Origin of the sequence: uncultured Sphingomonas sp. (assembly GCF_964237335.1) — a bacterium.
Taxonomy (GTDB): domain Bacteria; phylum Pseudomonadota; class Alphaproteobacteria; order Sphingomonadales; family Sphingomonadaceae; genus Sphingomonas.
Window position 1 is genome coordinate 43,983 of sequence record NZ_CAXSHM010000011.1, and the last position, 16,328, is coordinate 60,310.

14 protein-coding genes are annotated in these 16,328 nt (G+C 67.2%); 3 read left to right on the forward strand and 11 right to left on the reverse strand.

The genetic code is table 11. The annotated features are described in order from the left end of the window. Positions 1-78: 78 nt before the first annotated feature. The 5 genes from ACFE65_RS07675 to ACFE65_RS07695 are packed head-to-tail and all read right to left on the reverse strand — an operon-like array spanning position 79 to position 5,247. A complete protein-coding gene (locus ACFE65_RS07675) occupies positions 79-663 on the reverse strand; it encodes a D-glycero-alpha-D-manno-heptose-1,7-bisphosphate 7-phosphatase (RefSeq protein ID WP_375381762.1) in 585 nt (194 codons plus the stop codon). After that, complete coding sequence (gene rfaD / locus ACFE65_RS07680; protein WP_375381763.1) at positions 644-1,630, reverse strand: ADP-glyceromanno-heptose 6-epimerase; 987 nt, start codon at positions 1,628-1,630, stop codon at positions 644-646. Before rfaD ends, ACFE65_RS07675 begins: the two co-directional genes overlap by 20 nt. Next, on the reverse strand, positions 1,627-3,099 hold the full coding sequence (rfaE1, locus tag ACFE65_RS07685) for a D-glycero-beta-D-manno-heptose-7-phosphate kinase (protein ID WP_375381764.1): 1,473 nt from the start codon (positions 3,097-3,099) through the stop codon (positions 1,627-1,629). The genes rfaD and rfaE1 overlap by 4 nt, the downstream gene beginning before the upstream one ends. Beyond that, complete coding sequence (locus tag ACFE65_RS07690) at positions 3,096-4,328, reverse strand: AGE family epimerase/isomerase (protein WP_375381765.1); 1,233 nt, start codon at positions 4,326-4,328, stop codon at positions 3,096-3,098. Before ACFE65_RS07690 ends, rfaE1 begins: the two co-directional genes overlap by 4 nt. Continuing rightward, a complete protein-coding gene (locus tag ACFE65_RS07695) occupies positions 4,318-5,247 on the reverse strand; it encodes an NAD-dependent epimerase/dehydratase family protein (protein ID WP_375381766.1) in 930 nt (309 codons plus the stop codon). The genes ACFE65_RS07690 and ACFE65_RS07695 overlap by 11 nt, the downstream gene beginning before the upstream one ends. Before the next feature lie 395 nt (positions 5,248-5,642). Here ACFE65_RS07695 and ACFE65_RS07700 point away from each other — a divergent pair, with 395 nt between their 5' ends. Continuing rightward, positions 5,643-8,525, forward strand: coding sequence for a rhamnan synthesis F family protein (locus ACFE65_RS07700; protein WP_375381767.1), 2,883 nt, complete (start codon positions 5,643-5,645; stop codon positions 8,523-8,525). A 55-nt stretch (positions 8,526-8,580) separates the two neighbouring features. Here the strand turns inward: ACFE65_RS07700 and ACFE65_RS07705 are convergent, their stop codons facing one another. Beyond that, positions 8,581-8,736 (reverse strand): hypothetical protein, encoded by a 156-nt coding sequence (locus tag ACFE65_RS07705; RefSeq protein ID WP_375381768.1) that lies wholly within the window; start codon positions 8,734-8,736, stop codon positions 8,581-8,583. A 472-nt stretch (positions 8,737-9,208) separates the two neighbouring features. Between ACFE65_RS07705 and ACFE65_RS07710 the strand changes: the two genes are divergently transcribed. Beyond that, on the forward strand, positions 9,209-9,850 hold the full coding sequence (locus ACFE65_RS07710) for a fatty acid desaturase CarF family protein (RefSeq protein ID WP_375381769.1): 642 nt from the start codon (positions 9,209-9,211) through the stop codon (positions 9,848-9,850). A gap of 44 nt (positions 9,851-9,894) precedes the next feature. On the opposite strand, the gene ACFE65_RS07715 is transcribed toward ACFE65_RS07710, so the two are convergent. From ACFE65_RS07715 to ACFE65_RS07725, 3 genes are all read right to left on the reverse strand, one after another. Further along, positions 9,895-10,893 (reverse strand): hypothetical protein, encoded by a 999-nt coding sequence (locus tag ACFE65_RS07715; RefSeq protein ID WP_375381770.1) that lies wholly within the window; start codon positions 10,891-10,893, stop codon positions 9,895-9,897. Positions 10,894-10,986: 93 nt separating this feature from the next. Beyond that, a complete protein-coding gene (locus ACFE65_RS07720; RefSeq protein ID WP_375381771.1) occupies positions 10,987-12,033 on the reverse strand; it encodes a helix-turn-helix domain-containing protein in 1,047 nt (348 codons plus the stop codon). Positions 12,034-12,043: 10 nt separating this feature from the next. Continuing rightward, a complete protein-coding gene (locus ACFE65_RS07725) occupies positions 12,044-13,291 on the reverse strand; it encodes an MFS transporter (RefSeq protein ID WP_375381772.1) in 1,248 nt (415 codons plus the stop codon). A 259-nt stretch (positions 13,292-13,550) separates the two neighbouring features. Between ACFE65_RS07725 and ACFE65_RS07730 the strand changes: the two genes are divergently transcribed. Next, positions 13,551-13,919, forward strand: coding sequence for a helix-turn-helix domain-containing protein (locus ACFE65_RS07730; RefSeq protein WP_375381773.1), 369 nt, complete (start codon positions 13,551-13,553; stop codon positions 13,917-13,919). 52 nt (positions 13,920-13,971) lie between these two features. Here the strand turns inward: ACFE65_RS07730 and ACFE65_RS07735 are convergent, their stop codons facing one another. Further along, complete coding sequence (locus ACFE65_RS07735; RefSeq protein ID WP_375381774.1) at positions 13,972-15,408, reverse strand: NAD-dependent succinate-semialdehyde dehydrogenase; 1,437 nt, start codon at positions 15,406-15,408, stop codon at positions 13,972-13,974. Positions 15,409-15,524: 116 nt separating this feature from the next. Next, positions 15,525-16,289 carry an exonuclease domain-containing protein gene (locus tag ACFE65_RS07740; RefSeq protein ID WP_375381775.1) on the reverse strand — a complete coding sequence of 255 codons (765 nt, stop codon included), beginning with the start codon at positions 16,287-16,289 and terminating at the stop codon, positions 15,525-15,527. Positions 16,290-16,328: the final 39 nt, after the last annotated feature.

Consider the following 16,328-nt stretch of genomic DNA (forward strand, 5'->3'; position numbering starts at 1 on the left):
CCGTCCTTCCCTAAAGGACAAAGAACCAAGACGCGCCACATTTTCGGGCTTCATGCAGGGCGGGGCCGGCCGCCACGATCAGGCAGCCGCGGCCAAGATGAAGTCGGATGCCCCGACAAGATCACTGACGACGGGGTGCCCAAGGTCATGCGCCCAGGCGACGTGGTCGGCTCCATGACCGGTCGTCACGAGGATGCCGGATGCGCCGATCGCATCGGCCAGTTCCACGTCAGAGCGCTTGTCGCCGACGACCCATGACCCAGCGAGCGCAAGGCCTCCGTCGATGGCCGCGTGGTACGCAAGCCCGGGACGCGGCTTGCGGCACGCGCAGCCGTCGGATGGTCCGTGGGGACAAACGTACCAGCCCGCGATCGTCACCTCTGCCTCATCGAGCAGATCGGCGACGCGCCGGTTTACGGCCCATACGGCCGCCAGGTCGAAATACCCGCGCGCGACCCCCGACTGGTTGGTGAGAACGACGAGCCGGAAACCTGCCGCGGTCAGTGCGCGCAAGCCCGCCGCGGCGCCGATCTCCAGCGCCACGTCCGCAGGATTATGGATATAGTCACGCTCGACGATGATCGTGCCGTCGCGATCGAGGAAGATCGTGCCGCCGCTCACCGCTCGCGCGTCCAGTGCGTCATCAGCGATAGCGGTCGGCACGCGCGAGATAGGCGGCCGCATAGTCGGCGATCCCGTCCTCGAGCGTCGTCGACGGCACGTCCATGCCAAGCGCGCGCAGCTTCGTCATGTCGGCCTGGGTGAAATACTGATATCGATCGCGGATCGTGAGTGGCATGTCGATGAAGTCGACGGCCACCGGTATGTTCGTCGCCCGGCCCATCGACTGCGCGATGTCGAGGAACGAGCGGGCCTCTCCCGACCCGACGTTGAAGATGCCGCTGCATTCCGGATGGTCGAGCAGCCACAGGATGGTCCTGGTGCAGTCCTTCACATAGACGAAGTCCCGGCGCTGGTTGCCGTCGGCGATCCCGTCCCGGTGGGATCGGAACAGCGTCACCCGTCCGTCCTGTCGCACTTGGTCGAACATCTTGCAGGCGACCGACATCATCTCGCCCTTGTGATATTCGTTTGGCCCATAGACGTTGAAGAACTTGAGTCCGGCCCATTGGGGAGGCGCCGGCTTGCCCGCGGCGACGCGGCGGCACAGGAGGATGTCGGTGGCCTTCTTGCTCCACCCATAGGCGTTGAGTGGTTGCAGCGCGGCCATCGCCTCGACGTTGTCGTCGTCAACGAAGCCGGCCTCGATGCCGCCGTAGGTCGCGGCCGATGACGCGTAGACGAAGGGGACGTCGTGCTCGGCACACCAGTCCCACAGTCCGATCGTGAAGTTGATGTTGTTGGCGACGAGCCGGTCGACGTCGCGTTCGGTGGTGGCCGAGATCGCGCCCATGTGGATGACGGCCGTCACATCGCGTCCGTTGCCGTGGAGCCATGCATCGAGATGGTCCGGCCGGACGAATGCGTCCACCCGGCGCTTGGCGAGGTTGCGCCAGCACTCGTTCTCCCCGAACCAGTCGACCACCGCGATCGCTCCTGCGCCGCGCTCTTCCAGGTCGGCGACGATGTTCGATCCGATGAAGCCGGCCGCGCCCGTCACGACGATCATGCCGACACCTCCACGAGCCCGGCCGCCCGGGCGATGGTTCCCGTGGTGCTGCGTCCCGGCACCAGGTCGAACCTCACCACCCTGCCGCCCCGCTTCTGCACGATGTCGTGTCCGACGATGTCCTCGATGGCATAATCCGCTCCCTTGACCAGTACGTCGGGCTGCAGCTCCTCGATCAACGCGCGGGGCGTATCGTGCTCGAAGAGGACGACCGCGTCGACGAAGCTGAACGCGCCGAGCATTCGGGCGCGGTCCTCTTCCGGGGTGAGCGGCCGCGACGGACCTTTAAGGCGGGTCACCGAGGCATCGTCGTTCACCCCCACGATCAGGCGGTCGCACTGCGCGCGCGCGAACTCGAGGATGCCGACGTGGCCGACATGGAGGATGTCGAAGCAGCCGTTGGTGAATCCCACCGTCAGCCCATCGCGCTCCCACTGCCGGCGCAACATCGCTGCGTGGAGTGGGGACATCACCTTGGCTTCGCTCGGAGAGCCGGCGCTGCGGCTCAGGCGCGCCAGCTCTTCGGCCAATTCCGATCGGCTCGCCGTCGCCGTCCCGTGCTTGCCGACGACGATGCCGGCCGCGGCGTTGGCGATGCGTGCGGCGGGCTCCAGCGCCATGCCGGCACCCAGACACAGGGCCAGCGTCGCGACAACGGTGTCCCCGGCGCCGACGACGTCGAACACCTCGCGCGCGGTGGTCGGCACGTGGACGACGGCGCCGTCGGCGGTGACGAGGGTCATGCCCCGTTCGGACCGGGTCAGCAGGATCGAGCCGATGGCGGCATCGCGCATCACCTGGATCGCGGCGCGCGCGGCGCTCTCGTCGGTGTCGATGTCGATGCCCGTGGCGATGCCGGCTTCGCGGGCGTTGGGCGTGACGACGGTGGCACCGGCATAGCGGGCGAGCCGCACCGACTTGGGATCCACCACGACCGGGATGCCCGCATCGATCGCCGCGTCGATCACGCGCCGGATCACCGTGTCGGTCAGCACGCCCTTGGCATAGTCGGACAGGACGAGGACGTGGTGGTCGGCGATCCGGTCGCGGATCGCCGCGACCAGCGCATGCGCGCCTTTTTCCGAGACCTCGCGCGGCTCCTCGCGGTCGGCGCGCAGCAGCGTCTGCCCGCTTGCGACGAAGCGGATCTTCTCGATCGTCAGACGCCCGTCGTCCGCCACCAGCGCCGGATCGATGCGGCCGCAGATCGACAGCATCGCGCCGAGTTCGGCCCCCGCCGCGTCCGCGCCCACCGCGCCCACCAGCGTACAGCGCCCACCCAGTGCCGAGACGTTGCGCCCGACATTGGCGGCTCCTCCAGGTACGCTCTGCGTCGCGTCGATCCGGATGATCGGCACCGGACCCTCGGGCGAGATGCGCTCGACCCGGCCGCTGACGAACCGGTCGATCATCACGTCACCGATGCACAGCACCCGGATCGCCGCAAAATCGGGAAGGTCCATCGTCATGCGCTCCGCTCAAGTGCCGCCGGAGCATCGCCGGCCGGCCTTGCGCCGCCATCCCGCATCTCGAGCAGCGGCACCAGACCCGTGACGATGTGATAGAGTGAGGACGCCGGCACCGGCTCGTCCAGCCAGAAGCCGTTCGCGTCCATCCGATCCCGCCACAAGCCGCGGACGGGCACGTCAAGGAAACGGCGTACTACCGCGAGGCTTTCGACCGCCGCGGCCATGGCCGCGGCGGCGTCGATCGGGGGGAGGGCAGGGGCAAGCACGACCATCGCCCGCAACCGTTCGGTCTGGGCCCATAGCCGGGCCGAACCGTCCACCAGCGCCCCGTCCGCGGCGACCGCGGATACGGCCAGTCCGTCGCGGATGCCGTGGGCCGTGCCAAACCTGTGAAGGCCATTCGATTGTGGCGCGTGGTCGCGACCCAGAAGCGCGCCGGCACGGTGGAGCAGGAACGCCCATTCGAACTGGTGGCCCGGCTCGCGCAGGTGGCCCGTCTCGTCGTTGAACCGCCAGTCGCCGTCGTAGAACTCGCCGATGGAACCTGTGTTGTGGTCGATCAGATGATCCCGGCACAAGTCGATGATCGCATCTGCACGGCGTTCGAAGCCTGGCCCCCCGCCTGCCTCCACCCACGCGAGCAACGCCTCGAGCAGGTGCATGTGCGGATTGGATCGAAGGGGCAACGTGCGAGGCCGCGCCTCCTCAAAGCCGTTTCGGGGATGACCGAGTTCCCGCTCCAGCCGTTCCAGCAGCGTTTCCGCCTCCGCCAGCAGCGCGGCCGGCCTGTTCAGCGCCACATAGCCGGCGGCCATGGCGAACAGGGCGAATGCCTGGTCGTAAAGGTCGGGCGCATCGACGACGGGCACGCCGTCCCGCGTCACCGAAGCCCGGAACAAGCCGTCCGGCCGCTTGAACTTCCCCAACATGAAACCCAGGCCGTGGACCACCGCTTCGCGCCAGGGGCCGTCCCAGCCCAAGCGGCCGGCTTCCGCGAAGACGAATGCCTGGCGGGCTTGCACGCGCAGCCGCTTGGGCACGTCCACCGGGCCCGCATGGCGATCCAGCTTGTCGAACCATCCTCCCCGACCATGGTCCGCTCCCCGGTCGAACCACAACGGCAAGGCGGCGGTGAACAGCCAATCGCGCGCCCACACACGCCCCAAGTCTAGTTCGTGCCGGAGAGCGTCGGCTCCCTGGCGAGCGATGATCGGATCATCAATCGCCATCATGCCGCTCTTGCTGCGACATCCAGTCGAACGTCCGCGCCAGCCCGACCCGGAGCGGGGTCTGCGCCGTCCATCCCAGCTCCGTTGCGGCGCGATGCACATCAAGCACGTTGACCGGCACGTCGATCGCCCGTCCCGGCTGGTACCGGCGCGTGATGACCCGGCTGGTCACGCTTTCGACAAGCATCACCAGCGCGTTGAGGCTCGTGCCGATGCCGCTGCCGATGTTGAAGACGTGAGCGTCCCCCTTGTAGACGGCTAGGCCGGCGAGCGCCCCGGCGAGGTCCTCGACATAGAAATAGTCGCGCATGACCGTACCGTCGCCCACGATCGTGAACGGCTCGCCCGTCCGCGCGCAGTGAAGCAGCGCCGCGACCGCGCCTTGGCCCGTCCCGTACCGCTGGTAAGGCCCAAAGGGGTTGCTCGCACGGGCAATGGCGTAACTGAGGCCATAGATGCGGTGGTAGACGCTCAGGTAGCGCTCGATGGCCATCTTGCTTACGCCATAGGAGCAGGTCGGCCACTGATGCGCGGTCTCAGGGATCGGGATCTGTTCGGGAGAGCCATAGACCGTGCCGCCCGACGAGACGAACACGATCCTGCCGAACGCACCGGCGGCACCGGCATCGAGGAGGCGTAGCGTGTTGAGGACGTTGCTCTCGATGTCGCCGATGCGATCGGCCTCGGCGCGCGCCGGTGTGCTGCCGATGAGGTGGAACACGGCATCGCATCCCTCGACTGCCGGCAGAAGGGCGGCGGTGTCCGTGAACTCGCCGGCCACATGGCGTACCCGGGCATCAAGCGAGCCTGTCGGAGGCGATCTTCCATAGCTAGATACCTGCCAGCCCGATCCTGCGAGGTGATTGGCCAAGTTCACGCCGATGAACCCGCCTCCGCCCACGACACAGCACCGACGCATATCCCATTCCCCGGTTGCCGTTACCGAACGCCCGATATAACCCTATGATTCGATGCGGGACGAAAGCAAGGAAGACCGGCCTGCGGGCGTGATCCGCCACAACAAGCGCGCCTCTGATACGCGCACGTATGACCTTCCCGACATCCCTCTCTGGCCAGCGGCAGCCGCACCCGACGCCCTCAGATTTCCTGGCCGGCATCGCGTCCCTCGCGCCGGCATCCTCGCGTTAAGGTTCTCTCATGGCTTCTGACTCCACTCCAGTTTCCGATCGCGGCCCGCGAACGGAGGCGGCGGACATCGCGGCGATCCTGGAAGGCGGCCTCTTCGATGCCCGGGCCTATGCAGACCGGGCAGAACTCGACTTTGCCGACGCGGCAGCGGCAGCGCAGCATTATTTGGAACGCGGCGAGCGTGACGGCCTGGCGCCCTCGGATGGTTTCGATCCGGCCTTCTATGGCGTCATGTACGCGGACGTGGCGCGATCCGGCGGCGGCAACCTGCTGCTCCATTATCTCGCCCATGGCCGGAACGAGGGCCGTTATGCGACGCCAGCCGCTTTGAGGAAGCACGCCGATGCGATGCGCCGCAGCCGCAAGACGAAGCTGCATCGTCCCGCGGACGCCAGCGTCCCGGGCCCGGTCCAAGGGTTCACGCTGCTGGAGTTCAATCTAGCCGGTGGCTGGCGAAACGGCGCAAAAATCCTGAAGGAGTTCGACGACAACTTCTACCGCAGTGCTTACGAGGATGTCCGTACGGGCGATCTGCCGCCGGCCGTCCATTACCTGCTCGTCGGCTACGACGAGGGACGGGTGGCACGGGCCGAGCAGATCGAGGGCCTGACGAGTGCGTTGAGGCCGCATTTCGATGAGGCTTACTATCGCAGCCAGATCTCGGATCTTCCTTCCTCGATAGACCCGCTCATCCATTACATTCTGACGGGCCGGTACAATGGCCTCGATCCATCGCCCGATTTTTCGGAAGAGTCCTATCTCGCACGATATCCGGATATCGCGTCGGCGCCCGTCGATCCGTTTCTTCACTTCGTGCAAATGGGGCGATCAGAAGGGCGTTCAGGCAACACGGGCGCGTTCGCACTGGAGCCTGGCGATCAGCCGTTCGACGAGGATCGCCCCACCATCGTGGTCGCGTCGCACGAAGCGTCGCGCACGGGGGCGCCCCTAGTCGCGCTTGGCGTCGCGGAAGAACTTGCCAAGGAGAACAACCTGATCGTCCTTACGGGCCGTCCGGGCCCGCTATCCGCGGAGTTCAAGGCGATCAGCACACAGGTGGGCACCGGCGCGCTGATGGGCCGTGGCTACGAGCGACTGTTCAAGGAGTTGCGCGACGAAGGTCGCATCGACGGCGTGGTGCTCAACTCGGTAGAGACCTTCCACGTCGCCGAAGGCGCATTGTACGCAGGCGTGCCCAGCGTCGCGCTCGTGCATGAGTTCGCCGAATATTCGGACTTCAGGGTCCGTCGCATCGTGGGTACCGCCGACCGGGTCATCTTCCCCGCCAAACTCCTCCAGGAATCCGCGTTCAAGGAGCTGTCGCTGATCGGCAGGCCCAACAATACCGCGATCAGGCATCAAGGCATTCTCGCCGAACTCCCAACCGATCCCGATGCTTCCGATCTGACCCACGAGGACCTCGACATCCTGGTTGGTTACAGAGGCAACGCCAAGATCGTGCTGGGAGCCGGCCAGGTCCAGATACGCAAAGGCGTGGACCTGTTCGTTCAGACTGCCAACGAAGTCCGCCGTCGTTATTCGGCCGACTTCAGGTTCATCTGGGTGGGCAGCGGCTACGACCCGCTTCGCGACCTCAACTACTCGCTCTACGTCCGCGAGACGCTCGAACGCCTCGGCTTGCAGGACGTGGTGACGTTTCTTCCGGCCCAGGCGAATCTCGATATCCTGTTCGAACGTGCGAACGTATTTTATCTTTCGTCGCGGCTCGATCCGTTTCCCAACGTCGCGCTCGACGCGTTCGAGGCGGGGCTGCCCGTGATATGCTTCGAACATGGCACCGGGATCGCGGAAGAGATCGCGGATGGGCGCGCGATCGGCGCCGCCGTCGAATATGGCAGCGCGAGCGCCGCGGCGGACGCGATCGTCGATTTCTTCGGCAAACCCAAGACGGTAGCGGATGAGAACAGGCGACTGATCGAAACCGATTACAGGTTTCCCGATTATTCGGCTTTCATCTCGGGGAAGCTGGACGAGGCGCGCGTCCTGTCAGGCGAGATCAACACGATCGTCTCGGCGCTGGACGAGGCGGACGTGTTCGACGCCGCCTTCCACGAAGGGGAGCGACGGTTTCTGGGTCTCGGCCTGCGACCCTTGCGCAAATATGTCGCGGGAGGGCTGAAGGGCCTGAGCGATCACAACCCGCGGCCCGGCTTCAGCGACAATCTCTATCGATCACGCCATCGTCTCGATCCAGCAGACGGTGTCGTCCCGTTGTTCGACGCGCTTTCCAGGGGCGAGGTCGATCCGACGACGCACGATTGCCACCTCCTCGAGGACGAAGCCCCCCTGAAGCTCTTCCGGGGCAAGGCCGCGGTGCACCTCCACCTGCATTATTCCGACCTCGCCTTCGATTTCGCGCGGCGCCTGGCCAATGCCGCTACGCGCATGGACATCATCGTCACGACCAACAGCGAGAAGAAACGGCGCGAGATCGAATACGCGTTCACCAACTATCGGCGGGGAGACGTACAGGTCCATCTGGTGCCCAATCGCGGCCGCGACATGGGGCCCTTGATGACCAGCATCAGGGATGTGCTGCGCGAAGGCGGGTACGAAGTGATCGGCCATCTGCACGGCAAGAAGAGCCTGACCGCCTATAACGAACCGACCAGCACGGGGGATCGCTGGCGCGAGCACATGGTCGGGCTCCTGATGGGAGACGGCCGTCGCATGGATCAGGTTCTGTCGCTGTTCAACGATGCGGCGACCGGCCTCGTGTTCGCCGAGGACCGCAACGCCGTGGGCTGGACGGGCAACCTGCCTCTGGCGGAGGAACTGGCGGCGCGGATGACCTCCGTGCCGCTGCTGCCGGCCCATCCTTATTTCCCGCTCGGCGCCATGTTCTGGGCCCGTACCAAGGCCATCGAGCCGTTTTGGCAGCTGGGCCTGACGACGGCGGACCTGCCGCCCGAGCCGCTTCCTTACGACAGGACGATCCTCCACACCGTGGAGCGGATGCTACCGGCCGTGTGCGAAGCCGTTGGCCTGCGCTGGCGCACCGTCCACGCCCGGGGCGCGGGCTGGTGATCGCTCCAGGGCCCGGGGAGCGGCGACCGCTCGCGCGGCGATATCGTCTTGCCCTTCATGGCCTGCACGCGCCCTCGTAGGAGCCACTCAGCACAAGGCTGGCCCCGTCGCTTCCCGGGTAGCTGTTGTCGTAGTTGTAGACGGCTATGCCGTTGCCGGACACCACGCCCTGCAGCATCTTTCCGCTCCGCGCGTCCTCCCGCCCGGCCATGATGCTGGGACCCTCCTTGGTCGACGTAGATCGCCGCGCCGTCTTCCTAAGCGGCTTTGAAAGCCTGCAGGTCGTGCATGTAAGGGATCTCGACGGCCGAGCGTTCCTTGGCGTTGATATGGCCCCCCACTGTCCTGGCAGGCGTGGCCGAGCGCACCCTTCGACGATCATGAACGAGAACTACGATCGTGTAACCGCAGGTCAGATCAGCGCGTCATCGATAATAGTGGTGCCACGTCCCGCAGGGCGCGCCGTCGACGGGTGACGGGAACGTAACCGCTCCAACACGGTTCTCCGACCGCGATCCCCGATCGAAAGCCAGTCGTACGCGTATCTTGCTCCTCCTGTTGACACGAGCAGGCTCGACGGCCGCAAGGTGGGTCGAGCGGCGCGCAGCAGGTAGGGCGCCTCGATGAGAATCCTCGCGGCCATTGCGGCACTCTGCCTCATACTCCTCGTCGACGCGGCTATCATGGCGTCCGCGCCCAGTCTGTGGTTAGTTCCGGCGGCGTTGCTGGGTTGGTTCCTGGCCGACCTCATGTCAGGAGTCGTCCATATGGTGATGGATTATCGCTCATCGCCATCAGGCATTGGCCTCGACCGACTGTATTTCTATGAGGGATCGCGCGAGTCCGACGAGTATCTCGCGATGCGCCGGGCGGCGTTCGCACAGATGAATCCGGTCGAGCGGATTACCTACGATTTCAAGAACCACCATCCCCGGCCGGACGCGCTCGGCCGACGCTCGATGCGGACGCAGGTTGGCGCGACAGTGCTATTCACCACGCTCCCTTTCGCGCTCCTCGCCAATGCCGTGCTTGCGCTAGCCGGCTGGCCGGTGGCGATTGTCGCGTTGCTCGTCAGTTTCTTGATTGGCGCGACCTTCGCGCAATATTTCCACGGCACGCTCCATCGTGCGGACAATCCCTGGCCGGTCCGGCTGATGCGTGGGCTCGGGCTGCTGATGCGGCCCGAGGACCATCGCCATCACCATGATACGCTGGCGCGCGACTTCAGCACGATCAACGGCTGGTCGAATGCGCTTCTCAACGCGGTCTTCCGCATTGCCCATCGGCGGGGCTGGCTGCGCGACGAGGGGCTGACGCCGCACTGAACGAACCTGCTACGGTCCCGCACGCAGCCGCTCTTGTCGGGCGATCACGACGGGGTTGTGACGGGAGTGACGACCGCCACGACCAAGCAATTGTCATAGATGTTGGCGGAGTGTTCGATGTCGATCGACATGCCCGCCAATCCATATTCTTCGACGACGTTGAGATATCTGGGAAGATCTGCTTTCATGACGTCCTCGATGACGTAATATCCACCGGCCTTCACCTTGCCGATCGAGTTGAGGAACGTGGTTCGGGCGGCCTCGAAGGAGTGAAGGCCGTCGTCCAGGAATACGTCCAGTTCGATGCCGGGTAGCTGCGCCCAGAGAAGGTCGAAACTGCCGGGCGCGCATTGATCGACGAAGAACGTATCGATACGGTCTTCCGCGAAGAGAATGCGTTTGTCGACGTCGCCGCCGTACACGTGTGCGTTCGGGAAATAGTCCCGCCAGCCACGCAGCGAGGCGCCGGGCTTGCCGTGCGAGCCCATGTTCGAGCGTGTATCCTCGTTGTTTGTCCCGAGACCCAGTTCGAACAGCGCGGTCATCGTCTCCTTGCGATCTGCAAAAAGCGTTTGGTAGAACGGCGTGTAAGTATGCCATCCGATCCCCTTGTCGCTGCCATGACCCGCCATGAGACGGCAGAGATCGGTCGCACGGGTCGAATGCCGACGCAGCCGCAGGTACTGATCGACGATCCCGCCGAAAGCGGCTTCTCCGTCGTTGCAATAGCGCACCTGGACCTGAGCCTCCTCAACCGCATCGGTTGCATGGAGACGGGGCGCGACCGTTTCGGTGAAGGCCAGCTGCGCCGTCAAGCCTGCCGCACGCCCGATCGAGAAGAACGCGCCAGACCTTTCCAGAGCGACCGAGAACGCGGCCTCTGTCAGTACGAGATCGGGTAGGCAAGCCTCTGGCGCCTGTTCCATATCGACGACCCAGACGTCGTCCCACAGCCTCGTGGCGCCCCATGCCTGCAACGCCTCGCGCGTCGCGGCGGCATGCCGGGTCAGTCGGCCGGAGAAGCCGACGAGATACAATGCCATCGAGACGCTTCCCGGAGTTCGCGGAAGGTCGTCATAGCGTGATGGAGGCCGATCGGCCAGACGACCCCAGCCCGATCCACGAACGGGTGCGCGTCATTGCAGCGCCGCGAGCCAGCCGCTCATCAGCACCCTGCTCATCGCGAGATCCGACATCGCGCGCGTGCCGGCACGAAACGCGCCCGGGCGCTGGCCGTATTGGTTCAGGAACAGGCGGCTTGCGTGGCTCTCGCTCGCGAAACCGACAAGGTCCACGAGGTGGGCGAGATTGGTGTCCACCGATCGTTCGGACAACAATCGGCGAAGCCGCTCCAGCCGACGGGACTGGACGAAACGCATGACCCCGCCCGACGGCTCGAACAACCGATAAGCGGTGCTGCGCGACACGTTGAGGTCGGCCGCGATCGCCTCCACCCCCAGATCCGGGCTGTCCAGATGCGCGTCGATGAACCGCCTAGCCTTGGCCAGCCGCTCCAGCCGTATCAGGTCGGTGGCGCTGGGTGGCCCCAGCATGCCGCCGACCAGCCGCGTCAGTTCCGCCTCCGCGCCGATCGCCTCGCCGGCCGTCGCTCGCCCGACGAACGCGGGTGCCCGGTCCGCGAGGCCGACGAGCGCGCGCGTGAGCGCCGCGGCCTGTGCCGCCGGCACGATCGTCGCGTGCAGGGCGCGGGGATTGCCGGTCGCGGCCTCGACCACCTCGCGACCGATCGACAGCGTCATCAGCCGCGCATCCTCAATCCGCGTCTGCACCGGCCGCGTCATGTCGGTCAGCCATGCCTCGCCGGGCCGGATACGCCTGTACCCTTGGGCGCCGGCCCCGAACATCGTACCCTCGAGGCAGACGGTGACGGTGAAATGCTCCAGCTCGGCGCGGCGCACCGTGGCGGCGTCCCGGCGATGGGAAACGGCACGCAGCCGACGGCCGTGGATCATCATCCGATCCAGCCGCAGGCAATCGAGCTCCGCGTGGAACCGGCCCTCGATCGGCTCGACCCCCGATCCGACCGAATAGAGGCTGCGATAGCGATCGAACGCGCCCGGGTCCGCGTCGCCCGCCACGAACTTCAGCCGCTCGGCGGCGGGGGGAACGATCCTAGCCTCGACAGACGACCGCTCGATCGTCGGACCACGCACCTGCCTCACCGCCGACTCCTCATCGCGCCTTGATCTCGATCATTGATGTGCGCAACGCTCCCACCGCGGCGATCGTTGCCGTGACGGTGACGACCACGACCAGCGCGACGCCGACCTGGCGACCGTCCGTCGCCAGCAAGCCGACCGCCAGCGGGCCACCGCCGACGCCGATCACGTTGACGAGCAGCAGGAACAGGCCGTTGGTGGCGCCGCGCATCGGCGGCGAGGCGAGACGCTGGACCCGCGCCAGCCCTGCCACCGAGCCGGCACCTGCGAACATCATCAACGCGGCGACGCCGGCAAGCGCAACGCCCAGCGAGCCGCTCCAGCTGAGCGCGATCACTGCGGGGATGCACAGCAGCAGCAGCAGAGCCTGCACCACGCCGGCGGGTCGCCGCCGCGCTCCCACTCGATCCATCGCCCAGCCGCCTGCGAAGTGGCCGATCGGGGACGCGAGCGTCGCGATCGCGATCAGGCCCGCGGCGCGCGACGGCGGCAACCGATGGGCCTGCGTCAATGTGGACGCGACCCAGCCGGTGACCGCCTGGACGATCACCACCGGCCCGAGCGCCGTCACCACCGTGGTGGTGACCAGCGCCGGCGACCGCGGAGCGGTCGGATCGGTCGCAGCCACGCCCATGCGAGGGCTCGCGTCGGGCGGCGCGTCGGGAAACGACAGGCCGATCACCAGCGCGAGCAGGGCGAGGTTAGCGCCCGCCAGCACCATCAGAGTGTACGCCCAAGCGCCCCCGATCCCGAGGCCCGCGAACCCTGTGAGCAGCAGGCCGCCGATCGCGAAGGCGGCGCTGCGCCCCAATGTGCCGGCGCCGGTCAACAGCGCGATCGCGCGCCCGACCCGGTCCGGGCGGATGCCGCCGCCGATCAGATGGAAGGCGATCGGCAGTAGCGCCGATTGGCCGACGCCGCACGCCGCGCGGCCCGCGATCATCGGGAGGAGGCCGGACGCAGTCGCGCTCAGCGCCAGTCCTGCGGTCCATATCGCGATCGAGCCGACCAGCATGCGGCGTGCACTCCAGCGATCGACGCACCAGCCGGCGACCGGCAACGCCGCCGCATAGGGGAGCGCGAACGCAGGTCCCTGGATCATGCCCAATTGCGGGTTGGACAGGTGCAGGGCGGGCTGCATCACCGGCGCCAGCACCGCAAAGATCATCCGATCGACGCTCGCGGCGATGTTGAGCGCCATCAGCAGGATCATCAGCGCCGGGACGCCCGGTCGCGCGTTCGCTGGCTCGATGGCCGCCATCCTCCCCCGTCGGCGACATGCCCCCATGCGTCCGCGCCTTCAGTCTATCGACAAGTGCATCCCGGGCAAGTCCGCAGATGCGCCTTTGCTCGCGCGATGAGACGCGCAGGCATGGGGCGTAGGCGGAAGAACGCTATGAATCCCGATCGTTATGCGATCTTATCCTCGATTTAGCCATCCGACCGACCAGCGGTCTGCTTCCGTGCGGGAGACGCCTGCCTCCGATCGTCGGAGCTCGGTGGCTCTCGCCGGCACTCTGTTGGCTCCGGCCCGGCCCGAGTCCGCGCGGGTGCGCGCCGAACGGGTGATCGAGGAGCGGCTGGGCTCGGCGATGCTGACGGTCGCCAACCTGTGCCGCTGGACGGGCATGTCGCGCTCGTCGCTCTATCGCCTGTTCGACGGCGACGGCGGCGTGCAGGCCTTCATCCGCACCCGCCGCCTCGCCTGCGTCGCGGAGGAGTTGCGGACCGGCGGCGCCGGGCGGGTGGCGGACATCGCCGAGCGCTGGGGCTTTTGCGACGCGGCCTATCTCGCGCGCGTATTCCGCGAAGTGCATGGCGTGACACCCAGCGCCTATCGCGCCACCCATGCCCGGCCGGGCCACGGCGCGCCGGCGCACGCATCCTAGCGCCGCCGCCCAATCCGGAACGACGGCGCGCCGGATCACCGCGTACGCGCGGTCACGTCATGTGGACGGTCTTGGTGACGAGGTGCGCCTTCACGCCCTCCGGCCCGTCTTCCGAGCCGTAGCCTGAGTCCTTGACGCCGCCGAACGGGCTGTCGACCCAGCTCAACCGGACGTTGTTGATCGCGACCATGCCCGCCTCGATCTCGTCGCCGAGACGGTTCTGGCGCCGCCCGTTCTCGGTGAAGCAATAGGCGGCGAGGCCGTAGGGCAGGCGGTTCGCCTCCGCGATCGCCTCGTCCACCGTATCGAAGGGGTTGAGCAGCGCCAATGGCCCGAACGGCTCGTCGTTCATCGCCCGCGCGGTCAGCGGCACGTCGGCAAGCACGGTCGGCTCGTAGAAGAACCCGCCACCGGATGCACGCTCGCCGCCGCCGGCCAGCACACGTGCGCCGATCGAGCGCGCGTCCTCCACCATCGCCGCGATCGCGTCGGGCCGGCGCGCGTTGGCCATCGGCCCCATCTGCACGCCCTTCTCCAGCCCGGAGCCGACCTTCAGCGCTCGTGTGCGCTCGGCGAAACCGGCCGCGAACGCGTCGTAGACGCCGCGTTGGACGTGGAAGCGGGTCGGCGCGATGCACACCTGGCCCGCGTTGCGGAACTTGGTCGCGACCAGCGTGTCGAGCGTCCTGTCGAGGTCGCAATCGTCGAACACCATGACGGGGCCGTGGCCGCCCAGCTCCATGGTGGTCGCCATCAGCGTCTCTGCGGCGAGCTTGGCCAGATGCTTGCCGACCGGCACCGATCCGGTGAAGCTGAGCTTGCGCGTGACGGGCGAGGCGAGCAGGTGGCGCGACACCTGGTCGGGCACGCCGAACACGCATTGCGCGACGTCGCCGGGGATGCCGGCATCCTGGAAGCAGCGCATGACCTCGCACGCGCTGCCCGCCGTCTCCTCGCTCGGCTTGATGATGATCGAGCAACCGGCGGCGAGCGCGGGGGCGATCTTGCGCACCACGTTCATGATCGGGAAGTTCCACGCGCAGAAGGCGGCGACCGGCCCGATCGGCTGGTGCAGCACCAGGCTGCGTGTGCCGGACGGGCGCTGCAGCACTCGGCCGTAGACGCGCAGCCCCTCGGCGGCATGGAAGTCGAGCAGCGCGGCCGCGTACAGCGCCTCCCCCTTCGCCTCGTCGAACGGCTTGCCCTGTTCCAGCGTCGCGATCCGGCCGAGATCGCCCGCCCGCTCGCGCAACAGCACCGCCGCCTTCATCAGCAGCGCGGCGCGGGCCTCGGGCGCCGTCACGCGCCAGGCCTTGAACCCGCGATCGGCGGCGTCGAGCGCGGTGTCGAGATCGGCGGCGGTGGCCAGCGGCAGCGCCGCGTTGACCTGGCCGGTCGCGGGATCGAGCACGTCTTGCGTCGCGCGGCCTTCCGGCCCGAGCCATTCGCCGGCGATGTAGAGGCCGAGGCGGGCCTGGTAATTGGACATGGATTTTCTCTCCTGATCCGCTCACGCGGATATCGCGGTGCCGGTCCGCTCCCCCACCCGACCTCCCACAGCATATCCTGGGTGGGAGGTCGGGTGGGGGAGCGGGCCGGCACCGCCTACAACAACAAGTCCTGCGGCGTCATGCGGCCGACATGGCCGCCGCCGCGCCGGCGTGCGTACTCGGTCTCGGCGGTGAAGCGGATGTCGGGGTCGCGATCGGTCATGAAACCGACCAGGACCTCCTCCTCGATCTCGCGCCATTCCTTGCCGCGATCCGGGCCGTAGCGCACGCGCGGCAGCAGGCCGGGCTCGCTCGACCATTGGATCAGTTGCGCGACCGATGCCTCGTTGAGCTGGTCGCGCAGGTGGAAGGCCGTGACGTATGCGTCGGGGAACGCGCGGTGCGCGGGCAGGCCGCGCTCGTGATCCATGCCCTGCGGTTTGCGCCAATAGCGCAGCATCTGGTTCGAGAAGCCGGGCGAATCGGGCCACAACCGCAGCGCAACCTTCCACGTGCAGATCCAGTCCGCGCCATGCGTCAGCGCCGAGGTGCAGAACTGCTCCTCGAAGCTCGCGCGATGCGCCGCGAGCGCGATGCGGCGCGGATAGGGGTCGAGCACCGGCCGCGCCACATCGTGCCACCAGGGAGCGTTGGCGACGTCCTGGTCGCGGATATGGTGGACCGCCATGGTGACGGGCGGGATCGACCGACCGGGATTGACCATCAGATGCCCGCCCTCGCCGTCGAGCTCCCACCGCCCGTCCGCGCCCAGTGCGACGTCCTGCCAGCCGATCTCGACCACCGCATGCGCGGGCGGCGCGCTGCCGGTGGTCTCTAGGTCGATGACGCGGACGATCTGCGGGGTGGGGCGCGATAGCATGCGCAGCAGATGGTCGCTGACGAACCCCCGCGCCAGTGC